The following is a 16,540-nucleotide window of genomic DNA, read 5'->3' on the forward strand; positions in this document are numbered from 1 at the left end:
GATGGTCAATTTGTTTAAGTTTATGTTGACTTATTATATTATTTAATTTAAAATATATCTATCTTGGGGGTAGATAAGTGCTGGTGTGCTTGCTGGTCTTCAACACCATGTTGCCGTGCTAATACCACGACGGGTGGGTTCGATTCCCACATACTCCCACCAAATAAATTGTATTAAGGCGTTTAACTAATTTAAATAATTGGTTAAGCGCTTTTTTGTTTAAAAAAACCAAAATTTAATTAAGCTTTTATCAAAAATATATAAATAATTATGATTATGAATATTTTCTTAATTTTATATTGGCATACTTTTGTTTTTCGTTGATATTATATTAAATATATTGAATTACTAATATATGCCTCTGTATTTAGAGGGAGATTTTTTATTTTGCCAGTGATCCGGAGACTGGCAGATGCAGAACATATTATTTTTTTAGAACAATTACAATTTTATTAAATGCGATATGAAAAACAATGTATTAAAGAAAATATAGTATACAATATGGTTGTATTTTATAAAAATTAATAATAAAAAATGAGATTGTGGTTATAATAATTATTGTACGATAACCTCTTCATTTTAATTTCCCGCGTAATGCGGGATTTTTTGTATCAATATATAAAAAGTAGGAGGGAAAATTATGCATAAAGAAAGTAAAAAAAGAAATGGAAGAGAAAATAAAGATTACAACAAAAGTGGAGGAAGACCTGAAATAATATCTGACGACGAAATTAAGAAAAATCCTATAAAAGGAGCAAAATAAGTAACTACAAGACAATAGCCGGTGCAGGTATAATTTTATAGCCACATTGGCTACTGAAAACTGATTATTAAATAAAAAGGAAATTAGTTTTTAATGTAGAATATATATTAATTTGGGATATAAAAAGTAGTACAAACTTTTCGTTAAGAAGGGAGCAATATACATGGAAAAAGAAATTGTATTTAATTATGGAGATTCAGAGCAGTTTATGGATTACAATCCAGGGGACAAGTTTGAGTTTAAGTTTCCAAATGGAGCTATATTCTTTGCGGCAAGCAACGAGGGAATGATTTTTTGTAATAAAATAAACATATTTAAAGAAGAAATAGGAACACAAATACATACAAAAATAGGTTTATACAATGATGAAAATTTATTAGGTTTCTTCTTTGTGGATGCAGAGAAAAAAATAAATATAATATTATCATCAGATGATACTGTATTTAGAGGAGTATTTATATATAACGCGTATTAAAATAAGCTGTCTTAATAAAGACAGCTTTTACACAATTTGAATAAATGCAATTTGTTAATTCATTAACATTATTTTCAATAAATGGTAGAAATAAAACACTTTATCTGGTAAAATATATAAATAAAATATTTCAATAAATTAACATGTACTAATTCTAAGAAAGCAGAGATTTCTTAGAATTATGTAATTATGTAAGAAAGTATGTTAAATTAAAACATCAGGGGGGATAAAGGTGCGTAAAAAGGAAATTGTGGCAATGATATTAGCAGGTGGGCAAGGTACTAGATTAGGGAATTTAACAAAAGAAAATGCAAAACCAGCTGTTCCTTTTGGAGGTAAGTATAGAATAATAGACTTTACTCTAAGTAATTGTTCAAATTCAGGTATTTATACAGTTGGAATACCTACACAATATCAACCACTTATTTTAAATTCTCATATAGGCATAGGAAGTCCATGGGATCTAGATAGAGCAAATGGGGGAGTTGTGTTATTACCACCTTATCAAACTAAAACAGGTGGGGATTGGTATAAAGGCACTGCAAATGCAATCTATCAAAATATAGGTTTTATAGATCAATATGATCCGGAATATGTTCTTATCTTATCAGGAGATCATATATACAAGATGGATTATTCTAAAATGCTTAATTTTCATAAGGAAAAGGAAGCAGATGCAACCATTGCAGTTATAGAAGTTTCCTATGAGGAAGCAAGTAGATTTGGAATTATGAATACAGATGAAAATGATAAGATATATGAATTTGAAGAAAAACCTAAAGAGCCTAAAAGCAACTTAGCATCCATGGGAATATATATATTCAATTGGAGTAAATTGAAAGAGTTTTTACAAGAAGATGAAAAGGACAAAGTATCTTCAAATGACTTTGGGAAAAATATAATTCCTAAAATGCTTGGCAAAAATGAAAAACTTTGTGCATATAGATTTCAGGGATATTGGAAAGATGTAGGAACTATTGAAAGCTACTGGCAGGCTAATATGGATTTAATAAAAGATGATGTGGATTTCAACATATATGATAATTCATGGAAGATATATTCAGTAAATCCAGTAAGACCACCTCAGTATATTTCTTCAGAGGCATCTATAAAAAATTCACTTATAACAGAAGGATGCTATATATATGGGGAAGTTGTGAATTCAGTAATATTTCCAGGTGTATATATAGAAAAAGGAAGTAAAATAGAAAATTCTGTAGTAATGTCTAATGTTCATATAGGAAAAAACTCTACAGTAAAAAAAGCAGTAATAGGAGATAATGTGAAGATTTCAGATGACTCAAATATTGGTGATGGACAAGAAATTGCTGTAGTAAGTTTTGAGGAATAACTATCCTAAAGGAGTGAAAGATATGCTTAAAGATTATATGGGAATTTTAAGTTTAGATGAAAATGAGGACAATATAAGGCCTCTTACTTTTGGAAGACCATTAGCTTCCATACCGATAGGGGGAAGATACAGGATTATAGATTTCATATTATCAAATATGGTGAATTCAGGGATAGATAATATAGGTATATTTACTAAAACTAAGTCCCGTTCTCTTTTAGATCATTTAGGATCTGGAAAACCTTGGGACTTGGATAGAAAAATAAATGGACTGTTTATTTTTAATTTTGGACCCATTGCATCTTATGATGGAGATGTGGACTCCTTAAAAAACAATATGGAGTATTTTACAAGAAGTAAACAAAAATATGTAATACTAGCATCTTCTAATATGATATGTAATATTGATTTTAGAAAAGCAGCACAATACCATGAAGAGTCAGGTAAAGATGTAACATTCGTATATAAAAAAGTACAAGATGGAAAAAGGAACTTTATAGGCACAGATGTTATAAATTTGGAAAAAGATAATAGTGTTGTAAGTATAGGAAAGAATATAGGCAAAGAAGATAATCTTAATATATTTATGGGCATAATGATTATGAAAAAGGAATTTGTAGTTGAGATAATTCAAACTTGTCTTCAAACAGGCTGCGCAAAAAATATTAAGGATTATATAAAAAATAATTTAAAAAATATTACTACTGATGCTTATGAATTTAAAGGTTACTTGCAATGTATAAACTCAGTAAATGCATATTTTAAAGCTAGCATGGATATGCTAGATGAAAAAATAAGCAGAGAACTTTTTTATGAAAATGGACTTATATATACAAAGGTAAAGGATGAAGCACCAACAAAATATGGTGAAAATGCAGAGGTGTCTAATTCATTAATAGCCAATGGATGTATAATAAATGGAAAAGTAAACAATAGTGTAATTAGTAGAAGAGTAAAAATTCACAAAGGAGCACAAATTCAAAATTGCATAATAATGCAAGGGGCAGAAATTCATGAAAATGTAAAACTTAAAAATGTAATAATAGATAAGAATAATATAATTGAAAAGAAGAAAGAATTAAGAGGAGATAAGGAATTTCCAATAGTTATAGAAAAAAGATCTTTATACTAGGGAGTGTAGCAGTATGAAAGTATTATTTGCAACATCAGAAGCTCATCCATTTTTAAAAACGGGGGGACTCGCCGATGTAGCCTTTGCTCTACCTAAGGCACTAAGGGCTCTAGGTATAGATGTAAGAGTTATTATGCCAAAATACAGTGATATAAGTGAATGCTATAAAAGTAACATGGTAACTCTTAAGGAGTTTAATATAAATCTAGGATGGAGAAATCAGTATGTAGGACTTCAATATATGGAGGAAGAGGATATACCTTTTTATTTTATAGATAATGAATATTATTTTAAAAGAAAAGGTGCTTATGGATATGATGACGATGGAGAAAGATTTTGTTACTTTTCTAAGGCGGTACTTGAAAGTGTAAGATACATGAATGATTTTAAGCCTCATATAATTCATAATAATGATTGGCATACTGCAATTATTCCAGTGCTTTTAAAAGAAAACTATAGCAATGATAAGTTATACAGTAGTATACAAACTATACTTACTATACACAATTTAAGATATCAAGGAGTGTTTTCTAAAGAATTTTTAGGTGATTTATTATCTCTTGGAGAAGAATATTTTGCAGAAGATAAGCTTAAATATCATGATGCCATATCTTTTATGAAAGGTGGAATAGTATATTCAGATAGAGTGACTACAGTAAGTGAAACCTATGCTCAGGAAATACAAACATCTTTTTATGCAGAAGGCCTTGATGGACTTTTAAAGGAAAAAAGTTATAAGCTAAGTGGAATAGTAAATGGTATAGATTATGATATATATAATCCTAAAAAAGATAAAGATATATATTTAAATTATAGTGAAGAAAACATAGTAAATAAAAAGAAAAATAAGGAAATGCTTCAACAACAGTTAGGATTGCCAGTGAATAAGGATATTCCGATGATTGGTATAATATCTAGGCTTGTAGATCAAAAGGGATTTGATTTAATATCAGAAGTAATAGATGATATAATGAACTTAGATTTACAAATGGTTATATTAGGTACTGGTGATAATAAATACGAAAAAATGTTTAAGTATTATGCAGGAAAATATCCAACTAAGATATCTTGTAATATATACTTTAGTAATGATTTATCTAAAAAGATATATGCAGGTTCGGACTTGTTTTTAATGCCTTCTTTATTTGAACCTTGTGGAATAGGGCAGCTTATTGCAATGCAATATGGAACACTTCCTATTGTAAGGGAAACAGGAGGACTTAGGGATACAGTGATACCTTGTAATGAATATACAGGAAAGGGAAATGGATTTTCCTTTACGAATTACAATGCAAAGGATATGTTGTATACCATAGAAAGAGCTATAAATTTTTATAAAGATAAACCAGTATTCAATAATATAGTAAGAAATGCCATGAGAACCGATAATAGTTGGAATAGCTCAGCATATAAATATATAGAGCTTTATGACGAACTTTTGTGGAATAAATAAAATTACGAGGCAATTTATATAAATAATAATGAATAAATAATATATAATAATTAATGTAGAAAGTCGGTTTTGGCCGACTTTCATTAATTATTTAAAAAGTTGCAGACCAATTTTTTCAGTGAGGTGATTTAAATGATAATAGGTACAGGAGAGGTATATCTACAGGCAAATTGGGTTCATTCTCTGAAGGAAAAGAGGATGATAGTACAAAGTTTAATAAAAAGAGTTCAAAACAAATTTAATGTTTCTATTGCAGAAGTTGATAATCAAGATAAACATCAAATTGTTACTTTTGGAATTGCTTGTGTAAGTAATTCAACTTCACACGCAAATGAAGTAATACAACATGTAATTAATTTTATAGAATCGAATACAGATGCAGTGCTAATTGATTTTAATATAGAAATAATTTAAAACTTATTTAATGATAAAGTTACTAAGTTGAAATTTACAAGGAAAATATCTCAATTAAATTGGGATGTTATTAATTTTTCTAATAAATTATCGATAATACCACTATGATAACACCACTATATGGAGGAAACACAGTATTATGAATTGGTACAATAAAAGTTGGAATGATGTAGTAGCAGAGCTTGAAAGTAATATAGATGAAGGATTAAACATTGCACAAGTAGATGAAATCCAAAAAGAAAATGGAAAGAACATTATTAAGATACCTAAAAGTAATAGTTTCTTTAATGTTTTATTAAAACAAATACTTGAACCTTGGTCAATAGTTATACTATTATCTTTAAGTGTATATTTATATTTTAATCAGTGGATAGAAATAGTTTTATTTATAATTATGTTTTTAATAAGTATAGGAATTTTAAGTATATATAAATACAAGGAAGGGAATGAATTATTAGAATTTAAAAAACTAGAAGCTTTTAAATGTAAAGTAATAAGGGATGGAAAAGAGGAAATAGTTTTATCAGAGGAATTAGTGAATGGTGATATAGTAATATTAAATAAAGATGAAATAGTTCCAGCAGATATTAGAATTATAGAAGCATATTCCTTGAAAGTAAAAGAAGGGGCAATAACGGGAGAAGGATGTTTAGTAGAAAAATACTCTACAATGATAGAAGATAGAGAAATTTCACTAAGTGAAATGAAAAATATACTTTTTAAATCATCTGTTATTATAGATGGCCATGCTAAAGGTATAGTAACTTCAACTGGTATAAATACAAAAATAAGTGAAATAATTTTAGCAGGTTTTAAAGCACAAGATAATAAGGCTTCCTTTATAAATACTTTAAAAAAGCTTGTTAATCAATTTGTGTTATATATTTTATCTATAAATTTTATATTTTTATTAATAAGGGTTTTATTTTTAAAGAAATCCATAAATAACTCGTTAATTTTGTTCGCAAATATAAATCTTGCAGGAATTCCAATTAATTTAATATTTATATTTATAATTATTATTTCCCTTGCTCGAGAGCATTTTAATAAGGAACAGATAAATTTAAAAAATTTATCTGTTATTGAAAAGCTTTCTATAATAAATTTAGTATTAAAAGAAAAGGTAGGAGCTTTTTCAGAGGACTATGTAAAGGTAGAAAAAATTTATATAAATAATACTTTAATACATCATAAAGACATAAATAATTATTATAATAAAGATGAAAGTCATATGATTAAAAGACTTTTACATATAGGAGTATTGTGTAATGATACTAAGTTTATAGATGATAATTATATAAATGAAAAGATGGATTTGTCAGAAATTGAACTTGTGAAATTTTCTCTCCAATTTGGTGTAAAAAAACATGGGCTAGAAGAAGAATATAAAAAATTATATAAGATTCCTTATGATAAAGAAAGAAGAATGATGACTACTATAAATGACATAGATGGAAATTATAGAGCTCATGTTAAAGGATCTGTAAATTCAGTTTTATCACTTTGTACGCATATATTAAAAAATGGCATAGAGAGAGAAATAACTGAAGAGGAAATACGTAATATAAAAAATATGCATAGGCTTATGTCTACTCAAGGTCTTGCAGTTACGGCATTTGCATATAGAAATTTTAACTACGAACCAAGTCTTCAAGAAAACATAGAAAGCAATCTTGTATTTGTAGGGATTATAGGATTTTTAAATCCACCAAAAGAAAATATAGATGAAATTTTGAGGGAATTTAACTTATTAAATATAAGACCAGTTTTAATTACAGAAGAAAATAAATTAACAGCAGAAGCATTTGGTAAAAAAATCGGAATTATAAATAATATAAAAAAATCACTTACAGGAGCAGAGCTTGATAATATAACTCTAGAAGAGTTTAAAAAAATATTAAATAAAATAAACGTATTTTCAAGGATAAGTGCAAATCATAAATTAAAAATAGCAGAGCATTTTAAAGAAAATAACTTAATATTTATGGAAGGAAGTAAAGTTTCAGATCTTCCATATCTAATGCTTACAAATGTATCTTATTGTTATGGGAAAAGTAATATATTAAAAAATATATGTGATATATCGGGAGAAAAAATATCATTAGTAACACTTTTGAATATAATTAAAAGTTCTCGTAAAATGATAAATAAAATAAATAGTACAATGGAATATATTTTTACTATGTATACTTCTAATGTATTAAGTGTCATATTGTTGGATTTAATTAATTATAGCAGTGGAATTAATTTAATGGACATATTTTGGACAAGTTTCTTAACTATATCTATAGGTGGACTTTGTATATTTTTAGATTTTTCTAGTGAAGATGATATTTACTATGGAAATGTTTTAGATGAAAACATTCTAAAGGATAATAAAGTTAATTTCTTTATAAGAGGAATATTGATAAATGTATTTTTAAGTTTAATTATTTACATATTACTAAAACAAAATTCCCAATATATGATATTGATATTTAATTTAGTAATCAATATAATATTTACAGTTTATTCATCAAAATTTTTTAAATTTAATGCATTTAAAAACAATGTTTGCAGAAATATATTTGTTTTAAATTTAATACTACAGATGTTATATATAGGAATAAAATATTACCATAATCTAATTAGTATAACAAGCTCATAATAGTGTTTACCTCATATAATATAATTATATAGGAGGGAAATGTATGGAGCTTAGTTATAAAGGTGTTGCTCTTATTCCAATAATAACTTTTTTAGTAGATGTGCTTAAAAGTTTAGGATTAAAGCCTAGATATGCTCCTTTTGCATGTTTGGTACTTGGAATATTATTTGGTATGCTATTTTTGGAATGCAAAGATATAAAAGAAAATATACTTCAAGGAATACTAATGGGAACCAGTGCGACTGGATTATATTCTAATGGTAGACGAGCTAGTAATACAATGAAGGATATGAAAAACAAAAGAGAAAATAAAAATAAATAATAGTAATGAAATGATTAAACCTCCATGTTAATGGCAAAAATTTAATGTGGAGGTGTATTTCTGTGATGGAATATTTAATTGTATACTACTCCATATCACTATTGATTGGATGTTTTACAGCATATTTAATTAATTTAAACATATTTTATGGAATAGCTTGTGTTATGTGTTTCTTAGTAATAATCTACCTTAGCATGCCTAAAAAATTTTTTTGCTTAACTATGGCTTTTTTTATGTGTGGATTTTTAAGCTTTAAGTTTTATTTTGGCTTTTCCTTAGCTGATAATGCAGAAGTGAGAGTTTTAGAAGTCAAGGAAAGTACTATTTTAGCTTCTGTAAAAGGAAGAAATGTACTGCTTGAAGGAGATGTTAAGAATTTAAAAGTCGGGTATAAGAGTTATATTACTGGAAGCTTTAAAAAGCAAAATATATATGAAAAAGGTATTATAGGAAATTATAATGTAAAAAGTTATGAGATTTGTGGAGAAGATTTAAAGTCTTTATCGTATAAATTAAAAGCACATATTAATAAATCCTTAGCTATGTTTTTAACAGAAAATGAAGCAGCTCTTACTAGATCATTAAGTTTTGGAGATACAAGCCTTCTTTCACAAGAACAAAAATTAACATTTAAAAAATTAGGGGTTGTGCATGCAGTAAGTGTTTCAGGACTTCATATATCTATAATATATAAAGCAGTGGAAAGGGTAGCAGGCACTTATTTAGGAATTCTTATATCTCTATTATATGTAATATTTTCAGGAAGCAAGTCTTCGGCATTTAGAGCTTTTATAATGATTTTAATTTTAAAGTTATCTAAAAAGATACATAAAAATTACAATGGAATTTGCTCATTAAGCTTTGCATTCATGGTATTATTATTTGCTAAACCATATTATTTTATGGACATGGGATTTTGTCTATCTTTTTTAGCTACACTTGGAATTATCATGTATTATTCTAATATAGAAAGAGCTCTTTATAGGCTTCCAGATATACTAAGAAGCCCTTTAAGTTTAACTGTAAGTGCACAAATATTTACATTGCCATATCTTGGCCTTAGTATGGGAACGTTTAATTGGAGTTTTATTGCAGGAAATATATTTTTAGTACCCATATACTCTGTATTAGTTATACTTGGAAACTTAAGTGTTTTATTTTTATGGTTACCTAGTGTATTTAAGTTTATTTGTTATGGTATAAAAATAATGTGTATGGCTTTAGAAGGAGGATATTATTTACTTTTAAATGGAACTTCTTTAACTACAAACTTTGGACAAAGAGAATCGCTATGTTTTTTAATAATATATCTAAGCTTTATTATGATAAAGTATAAACATAAAAAATTTAAACCTATTCCTATGCTTATAGTTATAAGTTTGATTTTTAGTTATTATACATTTTTCCCAGAAATAAATATTATAAAGTTTAAGGATATAGAAGCAATAGTAATTAAGGATAAATTCAATTCTACAATGGCTATTTCATATCCTATAACTGAAGGGAAATATGTAATTAAGCTTGAGGAATATTATAGTGTGCAAAATGTAGTAAGTAACGTATACAAAGATATACCTTTGTCTTTTAAATTAAATGATTTAAAAATAAGTAATAATATTAAGGATAATATAATAAAACTTCAAAATCAAAATAATAAATATAGTAAAGAAAATATTTATTATCACTATGATATAATAAATGAAGATATAATAAAGGTAGCTTCTTATAAAATATTTTTTGGAAAAGCTATTAATTGGAGGTGGGATAAAATTTGATAGATATAGCTAAATTGGAAGATCAAATAAAAAAAGATGAATTTCATAATTGTTATATATTTTGTGGATATGATGAGGAACTTATTAAGGAAAAAATAAATCTAATAGTGAGTAAAAACATAGATGGAAATTTTATAGATTTAAATTATGTAAAGTTTGATGGAAATAAATTGGAAAATTTTGATGTAGTTATAAACGCATCAGAAACTTTACCTTTTATGAGTGATAAAAAAGTGGTGCTAGTATATAGGGCAAATTTCCTTGAAGATAGCGAGGATGCTGTTAAAAAGTCTATATACAATAATTTTGAGACTTATGTAAAGAATGTACCTAGCTCTTCTATATTAATCCTTTATTATGTCTTTAAAGATAAAAGAGAAAAGCCTAGCAAAAGATTATATAAGCTAGATAAAACTTCATGTGTAGTTAAAATGGATAAAATTTATGGAAGAAATCTAGAATCAAAGGTAAAGGAATTTTTCGAAAAAAGGGACAGGACTATAGGGAATGCAGAGCTAAAGCTTTTTTGTTCAAATTTGCCTAGTGATTTAGGAATAGTGGAAAACGAAATAGAAAAATTATGTTGTTATGCTATGGATAGAGAAATAACAAAGGATGACATCTTAGAATTATATCCTAAGAAAAAGGAAAATGATATATTTGATTTAGTTGATTATATGGGGGATAAAAAATTAAAGGAAACTATAGATGTAGTAAACGAGCTTATGTTTAAGGGGCAGGAGGAAGTTTACATATTATATATGATAGAAAGGCAATTTAAGCTTTTATATAAAATAAAGCACAGTATTGATAATGGAAAGAGTAGAAGTACACTAGGTACAGAATTAAAGCTCCCGCCTTTTATTGTAGATAAGTTAGTTTTGCAAAGTAAAAAATTTACAGCAAGACAATTAAAAGAAGTCATTAAAATATGCTTAAATTCCGAGCAGATAATTAAAAGTTCTACAATAGATAAAAGAACAGAATTAGAATTACTTATAATAAACACTATAACTTTAAAATAAAATAAACCGGTTTTTACACCGGTTTTTTTATTAAGCATTTAAAGCGGTTAACTTTGTAGCTAATCTTGATTTAGCTCTAGCAGCTTTGTTTTTATGTATTACACCTTTACCAGCAGCCATATCTAAAGCTCTAGCTGTAGCTTTAAATTCTACTTTTGCTTCTTCAGCGTTACCAGCAGCAACAGCAGTTAAAAACTTCTTTATTGTAGTTTTTAAAGCTGATTTAATCATTCTATTTTGCATAGTTTTCTTTTCGATAACTTTTATTCTTTTTTGTGCTGATTTTATATTTGCCATTTCTTTTCACCCCCTTGTATTTTAATAGGGTCTCAGCAGTTTTTGGGGAAATCTGCGTATGAGTTTCACTTTATTAACAAATGCTATTATAGCATTTATTTCTATGTACTTCAAGTATAATTTAACTTTTATTTATGAATATGAGATACGTTCAAGGGAATAATACAATTAAAAATATTAGGTATAGAAAGGAAGAAATGCTATGCTAAATATAAGAACAGACCTGGCGGTAGAAGCAAAAGAGATATATGAAGAACAAAATAAAGGGAAGATTCCCGGTGTTGAAGTAAGAGATTATGTTGAACAAGATATAAAAGTTACAGAAGTAAGTGTCTTAGATGATGTAGGAGAAAAGGTCATGAATAAACCTAAGGGGAAATATATAACCTTAGAAATACCAGAAGTCACAACTTATGATCAAGAGGGATTAGAAGAAGTAAGTAAGGTTTTTGCAAAAGTACTTTCAAGTTTAGTAAAACTAGATGAAAGTATGACAGCAATGGTAGTAGGTCTTGGAAACTGGAACATTACACCAGATGCATTAGGACCTAGAGTTGTAGAAAAAATTATGGTGACAAGACACTTAAAACAGTTAATTCCAGATCAAATAGATGAGGGGATAAGACCAGTATGTGCATTAGCTCCAGGGGTATTGGGGCTTACTGGAATGGAAACAGGTGAAATAATAAAAGCTGTATCAGAAAAGATAAAACCTAATTTAATAATATGCGTAGATGCTCTAGCTTCAAGAAGACTTGAAAGAGTAAATAGAACTATACAGATAGGAAACACAGGAATTTCACCAGGATCTGGTATAGGAAATAAGAGAATGGAAATAAGCGAAAGAGCATTAGGAATACCTGTTATAGCTATAGGAGTTCCCACTGTAGTGGATGCAGCAACCATTGCAAATGATAGTATAGATATGGTATTAGATGAAATGATACGTGGAGCAACGCAAGGCGGAAAGTTTTATAGTATGTTAAAATCTATAGATAGAACTGAAAAAGAAAGAATGATACAGGAACTTTTAAGACCTTATGTGGGAAGTTTAGTTGTAACTCCTAAGGATGTAGATATGGTAATAGATTCAGTATCAAAGCTGTTATCATCGGGAATAAATATAGCCCTTCAACCAGCTCTTGAATTAAGAGAAATAAATCAATATATAAATTAATAGTCTAAAACTCGCCCTTGCCTCATATATATAGTATATAATTTTACATAAGAGGTGAGGGCTATGGATATTAAAGAGCCAAAAGAGAAAAACATTCCAAGTTACTATAAGGTAAATAATCATCACAATCTAAAACTTATGTTTGCAATCTTTTCTTTTATAGCAAGTATTATCTTAATACTTCCTTTTGCAGTAAAAGCAACCTCAGGTGGAGAAACTTCAAGAGAAAATACCTTTTATATACAAGTACTTAATAATGCTATGCCAATAGTTAAGACTTCAGTTTTTAACGAAGAGGATTTAGCGGAAGGGGGATTTTCTATAAAGAAAGAGGTGCTGAGCTTATTTAATATAGATTTAAACAATCCTTTGGCGTTAGTTCTTAGAGAAATTCCTTCTATGTATCAAGAAGGTGAAGAAGGGGAAACCCATGAAGAAAGTGTAATATTTAATCCATTTAAATTAAGTGAAAAAGATATATCTATTGAACAAGAGCAAAAATTGGACTTGCCTGATAAAACTGTGGGAGTATATAATCCTAAGCTTAAAAAGACATTAAATAAAGCAAAGCCTGAAGTATTAATTTATCATACTCACACCACAGAAAGTTTTGCTGGAATTGGAAAGGATAGTCTGCAAGCAGATAAAAATATATGTGCAACAGGAGATGCATTAGCTAAGGAATTAGAAGAAAACTACGGCATATCTGTAATTCATGATAAAACTGTTCATAATGCAGCATCTTATACACAAAGTTATACTAGGTCAGGGCCTACTGTAGATAAATATTTAAAAAAATATGGAGATTTTAAGATTATAATAGATTTACATAGGGATTCAGTGCCTGATAAAAAGGCTGTTACTACAAGAATGAACGGACAGGATGTAAATAAGATAATGTTTGTTATGTCGAAGACCAATCCAAGATATGAAAAAAATTTAGCTGTAGTAAATAGCTTGATAAAAATATCTGATAGCCTATTCCCAGGTTACTGTAGAGGAATACTTGCTTATAATCGTGGAAGTAGTCATTTTCATCAAAATAAAAGCAATAATGCAGTATTAATAGAACTAGGTTCATATGTAAACACTATTCAAGAAGCAAAAGAATCTACTAAATATTTAGGAAGAATTATTGCAGAATATATTAATGGCAAAAAGTGAATAAAAGATATATAAAAGGACACCCTTATATAATGAAATATAATATAGGGGTGTTTTTTATTATGAAAAAAAGATATATAGTTATAATTTTAATAACTATATTTATAATATTTTTAGGCTTTATAGCTGTATCAAATAATACACCTAAATTTATAAAAAATAATTCTCCATTTAAAATTTATTTTACAGCTAAACCTTTTGATTTTAAAGTTGAAACAAAGAAATATATATTTTATATAAATAAAAAAGCTAGTGAAAATATAAAATTAAGTACATATAACTTATACGACACCTTAAATGATAAGATAGGTTCTGTTGTAAATAAATTGGAGAATGCTTCAAATGTAATTAAAGGAAGCTTAAAAGAAGTTTTAAAAAGCATGCCAATACTTAATATTATTATAAAACCTTTAATTCAACATAATTATTGACAGTCCCCCTTTTGTTTGTGATATAATTTACAGTGAATTATTCTACATTGGAGGGTACATTGATGCAAAGTGAAAGACAAAAGCATATTAGAAATTTTTCTATAGTAGCACATATAGATCATGGTAAATCAACTCTTGCAGATAGATTACTAGAAAAGACAGGAACTCTTACAGAAAGAGAAATGGATGAGCAAACATTAGATACAATGGAGCTTGAAAAAGAAAGAGGAATTACGATAAAATCCCAAGCTGCAAGACTTGTATATAAAAGAGAAAATGGAGAAGAGTACATACTTAACTTAATAGATACTCCAGGCCATGTGGATTTTAACTATGAGGTATCTCGAAGCCTGGCAGCCTGTGAAGGTGCTATTCTGGTAGTAGATGCTACTCAGGGAATACAAGCACAAACTTTAGCAAATTGTTATCTTGCATTAGATCATGATTTAGAAATAGTTCCAGTTATAAATAAAGTAGATTTACCAAGTGCAAGACCAGACGAAATTAAAAAGGAAGTAGAGGATGTAATAGGATTAGATGCACATGATGCACCTCTAGTATCAGCTAAAACAGGATTGAATATACAGGATGTACTAGAAGCAGTTGTGGAAAAGGTACCTGCACCTGAAGGCGATGAAGATGCTCCATTAAAGGCACTTATATTTGATTCATATTATGATACTTATAAAGGCGTAGTATGCCATATAAGGTTAAGGGATGGAAGTATAAAAGTTGGAACTAAGATAAAGCTTATGGCTACGGGTAAGGTATATGATGTAACAGAAGTAGGAGTATTTGTACCTCAATATATGAAGATGGAAGAACTTAGAGCAGGTGAAGTTGGATACTTTACAGCTTCCATAAAAAATGTTAGGGATGCACGTGTAGGGGATACTGTTACTCTGGCGAATAATCCAACTAAGGAAGCTATGCAGGGATATAGACCTGCAGTTCCGATGGTATTCAGTGGTATATATCCTGTAGATGGAGCAAAATATGATGAGTTAAAGGAAGCATTAGAAAAACTTCAAATCAATGATGCGGCGTTATCCTTTGAACCTGAAACGTCTATTGCACTAGGATTTGGATTTAGATGTGGATTCTTAGGATTACTTCATATGGATATTATACAAGAAAGAGTAGAAAGAGAATTTAACTTAGATATTATAACTACTGCACCATCTGTTGTGTATAAAATAATAAAAACTGATGGTACAGAATTAGAAATAACAAATCCTACTAATTTACCTGATGCAACAGAAATAGATTATATGGAAGAACCTGTGGTTAAGGCATCTATAATAGCTCCTTCTGAATATGTAGGCGCAATTATGGATTTATCTCAAACAAGAAGAGGAACATTTAAAGATATGCAATACCTTGAGACTACAAGGGTAGTTTTAAATTATGATATTCCTTTAAATGAAATAATATATGATTTCTTTGATGCTTTAAAATCAAGAAGTAGAGGATATGCTTCTTTAGATTATGAAATGAAAGGATATCAAAGAACAGAACTTGTTAAACTTGATATAATTTTAAATGGAGATATAGTTGATGCATTATCAATGATAGTACCTCAAGAGAGAGCATATGCAAGAGGAAGAGGCATAGCTGAAAAATTAAAAGAAATTATACCAAGACAGATGTTCGAAATTCCAATACAAGCAGCAGTAGGTTCTAAAGTACTTGCAAGGGAAACTGTTAAAGCATTAAGAAAAGACGTACTTGCTAAATGTTATGGTGGAGATATTTCCAGAAAGAAAAAACTTTTAGAGAAACAAAAAGAAGGTAAAAAGAGAATGAGACAAGTTGGAAGTGTTGAAGTTCCTCAAGAAGCCTTCATGTCTATTTTGAAAACTGAAGAATAAAAATTGTAACATTTTTAAGGCTCATTCAATGCCTTCTACGATGAAAATTCTATACTCTGAAGCATTAAAAATGTTTTTATGCAAACTGCTGAAGGAAGGAATTTCCCTTTGGTGAAAATTCCTATAAATTAATATATTGATAGAAATTCAGGTAATTGAATTTCTTACTTTAGCAGGTATAGGTGATATTTTTAATGTTAAACATATAGTATGGGATTTGCATTGTAGAAGATATTGAACAAG

15 protein-coding genes and 1 tRNA gene are annotated in these 16,540 nt (G+C 28.2%); 15 read left to right on the plus strand and 1 reads right to left on the minus strand.

The genetic code is table 11. The features are described from left to right. Nucleotides 1-65 precede the first annotated feature (65 nt). From CRN98_RS17635 to holA, 11 genes are all read left to right on the plus strand, one after another. Nucleotides 66-162: transfer RNA gene (locus CRN98_RS17635), tRNA-Sec, on the plus strand. 478 nt (nt 163-640) lie between these two features. After that, nucleotides 641-763 (plus strand): hypothetical protein, encoded by a 123-nt coding sequence (locus tag CRN98_RS18020; protein ID WP_278281260.1) that lies wholly within the window; start codon nt 641-643, stop codon nt 761-763. A 163-nt stretch (nt 764-926) separates the two neighbouring features. Next, the gene (locus CRN98_RS03865) at nt 927-1,238 is read left to right on the plus strand and encodes a hypothetical protein (protein ID WP_097026102.1); all 312 of its coding nucleotides are present in this window, start codon (nt 927-929) and stop codon (nt 1,236-1,238) included. 232 nt (nt 1,239-1,470) lie between these two features. Then, nucleotides 1,471-2,589, plus strand: a complete 1,119-nt coding sequence (locus tag CRN98_RS03870) for a glucose-1-phosphate adenylyltransferase (protein WP_097026103.1) — start codon at nt 1,471-1,473, stop codon at nt 2,587-2,589. Nucleotides 2,590-2,611: 22 nt separating this feature from the next. Further along, on the plus strand, nt 2,612-3,721 hold the full coding sequence (gene glgD, locus CRN98_RS03875; protein ID WP_097026104.1) for a glucose-1-phosphate adenylyltransferase subunit GlgD: 1,110 nt from the start codon (nt 2,612-2,614) through the stop codon (nt 3,719-3,721). A 13-nt stretch (nt 3,722-3,734) separates the two neighbouring features. Continuing rightward, a complete protein-coding gene (gene glgA, locus CRN98_RS03880) occupies nt 3,735-5,174 on the plus strand; it encodes a glycogen synthase GlgA (protein ID WP_097026105.1) in 1,440 nt (479 codons plus the stop codon). Nucleotides 5,175-5,306: 132 nt separating this feature from the next. Continuing rightward, entirely contained in the window at nt 5,307-5,588 is a 282-nt protein-coding gene (locus CRN98_RS03885) for a DUF503 domain-containing protein (RefSeq protein ID WP_097026106.1), read from the plus strand. Between the two features lie 139 nt (nt 5,589-5,727). Further along, nucleotides 5,728-8,235, plus strand: a complete 2,508-nt coding sequence (locus CRN98_RS03890; protein ID WP_097026107.1) for a P-type ATPase actuator domain-containing protein — start codon at nt 5,728-5,730, stop codon at nt 8,233-8,235. Nucleotides 8,236-8,278: 43 nt separating this feature from the next. Beyond that, nucleotides 8,279-8,557 carry a hypothetical protein gene (locus CRN98_RS03895; protein ID WP_179631900.1) on the plus strand — a complete coding sequence of 93 codons (279 nt, stop codon included), beginning with the start codon at nt 8,279-8,281 and terminating at the stop codon, nt 8,555-8,557. A gap of 65 nt (nt 8,558-8,622) precedes the next feature. Further along, on the plus strand, nt 8,623-10,332 hold the full coding sequence (locus CRN98_RS03900; RefSeq protein WP_242960826.1) for a ComEC/Rec2 family competence protein: 1,710 nt from the start codon (nt 8,623-8,625) through the stop codon (nt 10,330-10,332). Further along, nucleotides 10,329-11,357 (plus strand): DNA polymerase III subunit delta, encoded by a 1,029-nt coding sequence (gene holA, locus CRN98_RS03905; protein WP_097026109.1) that lies wholly within the window; start codon nt 10,329-10,331, stop codon nt 11,355-11,357. The genes CRN98_RS03900 and holA overlap by 4 nt, the downstream gene beginning before the upstream one ends. Nucleotides 11,358-11,387: 30 nt before the next feature. On the opposite strand, the gene rpsT is transcribed toward holA, so the two are convergent. Then, nucleotides 11,388-11,654 (minus strand): 30S ribosomal protein S20, encoded by a 267-nt coding sequence (rpsT, locus tag CRN98_RS03910; protein ID WP_097026110.1) that lies wholly within the window; start codon nt 11,652-11,654, stop codon nt 11,388-11,390. Between the two features lie 202 nt (nt 11,655-11,856). Between rpsT and gpr the strand changes: the two genes are divergently transcribed. From gpr to lepA, 4 genes are all read left to right on the plus strand, one after another. Continuing rightward, nucleotides 11,857-12,831 carry a GPR endopeptidase gene (gpr, locus tag CRN98_RS03915; protein WP_097026111.1) on the plus strand — a complete coding sequence of 325 codons (975 nt, stop codon included), beginning with the start codon at nt 11,857-11,859 and terminating at the stop codon, nt 12,829-12,831. A 63-nt stretch (nt 12,832-12,894) separates the two neighbouring features. Beyond that, nucleotides 12,895-13,995 (plus strand): stage II sporulation protein P, encoded by a 1,101-nt coding sequence (locus tag CRN98_RS03920; RefSeq protein WP_242960817.1) that lies wholly within the window; start codon nt 12,895-12,897, stop codon nt 13,993-13,995. Between the two features lie 62 nt (nt 13,996-14,057). After that, entirely contained in the window at nt 14,058-14,426 is a 369-nt protein-coding gene (locus CRN98_RS03925; RefSeq protein WP_143331273.1) for a hypothetical protein, read from the plus strand. A 62-nt stretch (nt 14,427-14,488) separates the two neighbouring features. Continuing rightward, entirely contained in the window at nt 14,489-16,297 is a 1,809-nt protein-coding gene (gene lepA, locus CRN98_RS03930; RefSeq protein ID WP_097026113.1) for a translation elongation factor 4, read from the plus strand. Nucleotides 16,298-16,540: the final 243 nt, after the last annotated feature.

It is taken from the genome of Clostridium peptidivorans, assembly GCF_900205925.1.
Classification (GTDB): domain Bacteria; phylum Bacillota; class Clostridia; order Clostridiales; family Clostridiaceae; genus Clostridium_AK; species Clostridium_AK peptidivorans.

Coding starts and splice junctions, on each gene's coding strand:
- CRN98_RS03865 (WP_097026102.1), top strand. CDS start 927: ATGGAAAAAGAAATTGTATTTAATTATGGAGATTCAGAGCAGTTTATG.
- glgA (WP_097026105.1), top strand. CDS start 3,735: ATGAAAGTATTATTTGCAACATCAGAAGCTCATCCATTTTTAAAAACG.
- gpr (WP_097026111.1), top strand. CDS start 11,857: ATGCTAAATATAAGAACAGACCTGGCGGTAGAAGCAAAAGAGATATAT.
- CRN98_RS03885 (WP_097026106.1), top strand. CDS start 5,307: ATGATAATAGGTACAGGAGAGGTATATCTACAGGCAAATTGGGTTCAT.
- CRN98_RS18020 (WP_278281260.1), top strand. CDS start 641: ATGCATAAAGAAAGTAAAAAAAGAAATGGAAGAGAAAATAAAGATTAC.
- lepA (WP_097026113.1), top strand. CDS start 14,489: ATGCAAAGTGAAAGACAAAAGCATATTAGAAATTTTTCTATAGTAGCA.
- rpsT (WP_097026110.1), bottom strand. CDS start 11,654: ATGGCAAATATAAAATCAGCACAAAAAAGAATAAAAGTTATCGAAAAG.
- CRN98_RS03895 (WP_179631900.1), top strand. CDS start 8,279: ATGGAGCTTAGTTATAAAGGTGTTGCTCTTATTCCAATAATAACTTTT.
- CRN98_RS03900 (WP_242960826.1), top strand. CDS start 8,623: ATGGAATATTTAATTGTATACTACTCCATATCACTATTGATTGGATGT.
- CRN98_RS03920 (WP_242960817.1), top strand. CDS start 12,895: ATGGATATTAAAGAGCCAAAAGAGAAAAACATTCCAAGTTACTATAAG.
- CRN98_RS03925 (WP_143331273.1), top strand. CDS start 14,058: ATGAAAAAAAGATATATAGTTATAATTTTAATAACTATATTTATAATA.
- glgD (WP_097026104.1), top strand. CDS start 2,612: ATGCTTAAAGATTATATGGGAATTTTAAGTTTAGATGAAAATGAGGAC.
- CRN98_RS03890 (WP_097026107.1), top strand. CDS start 5,728: ATGAATTGGTACAATAAAAGTTGGAATGATGTAGTAGCAGAGCTTGAA.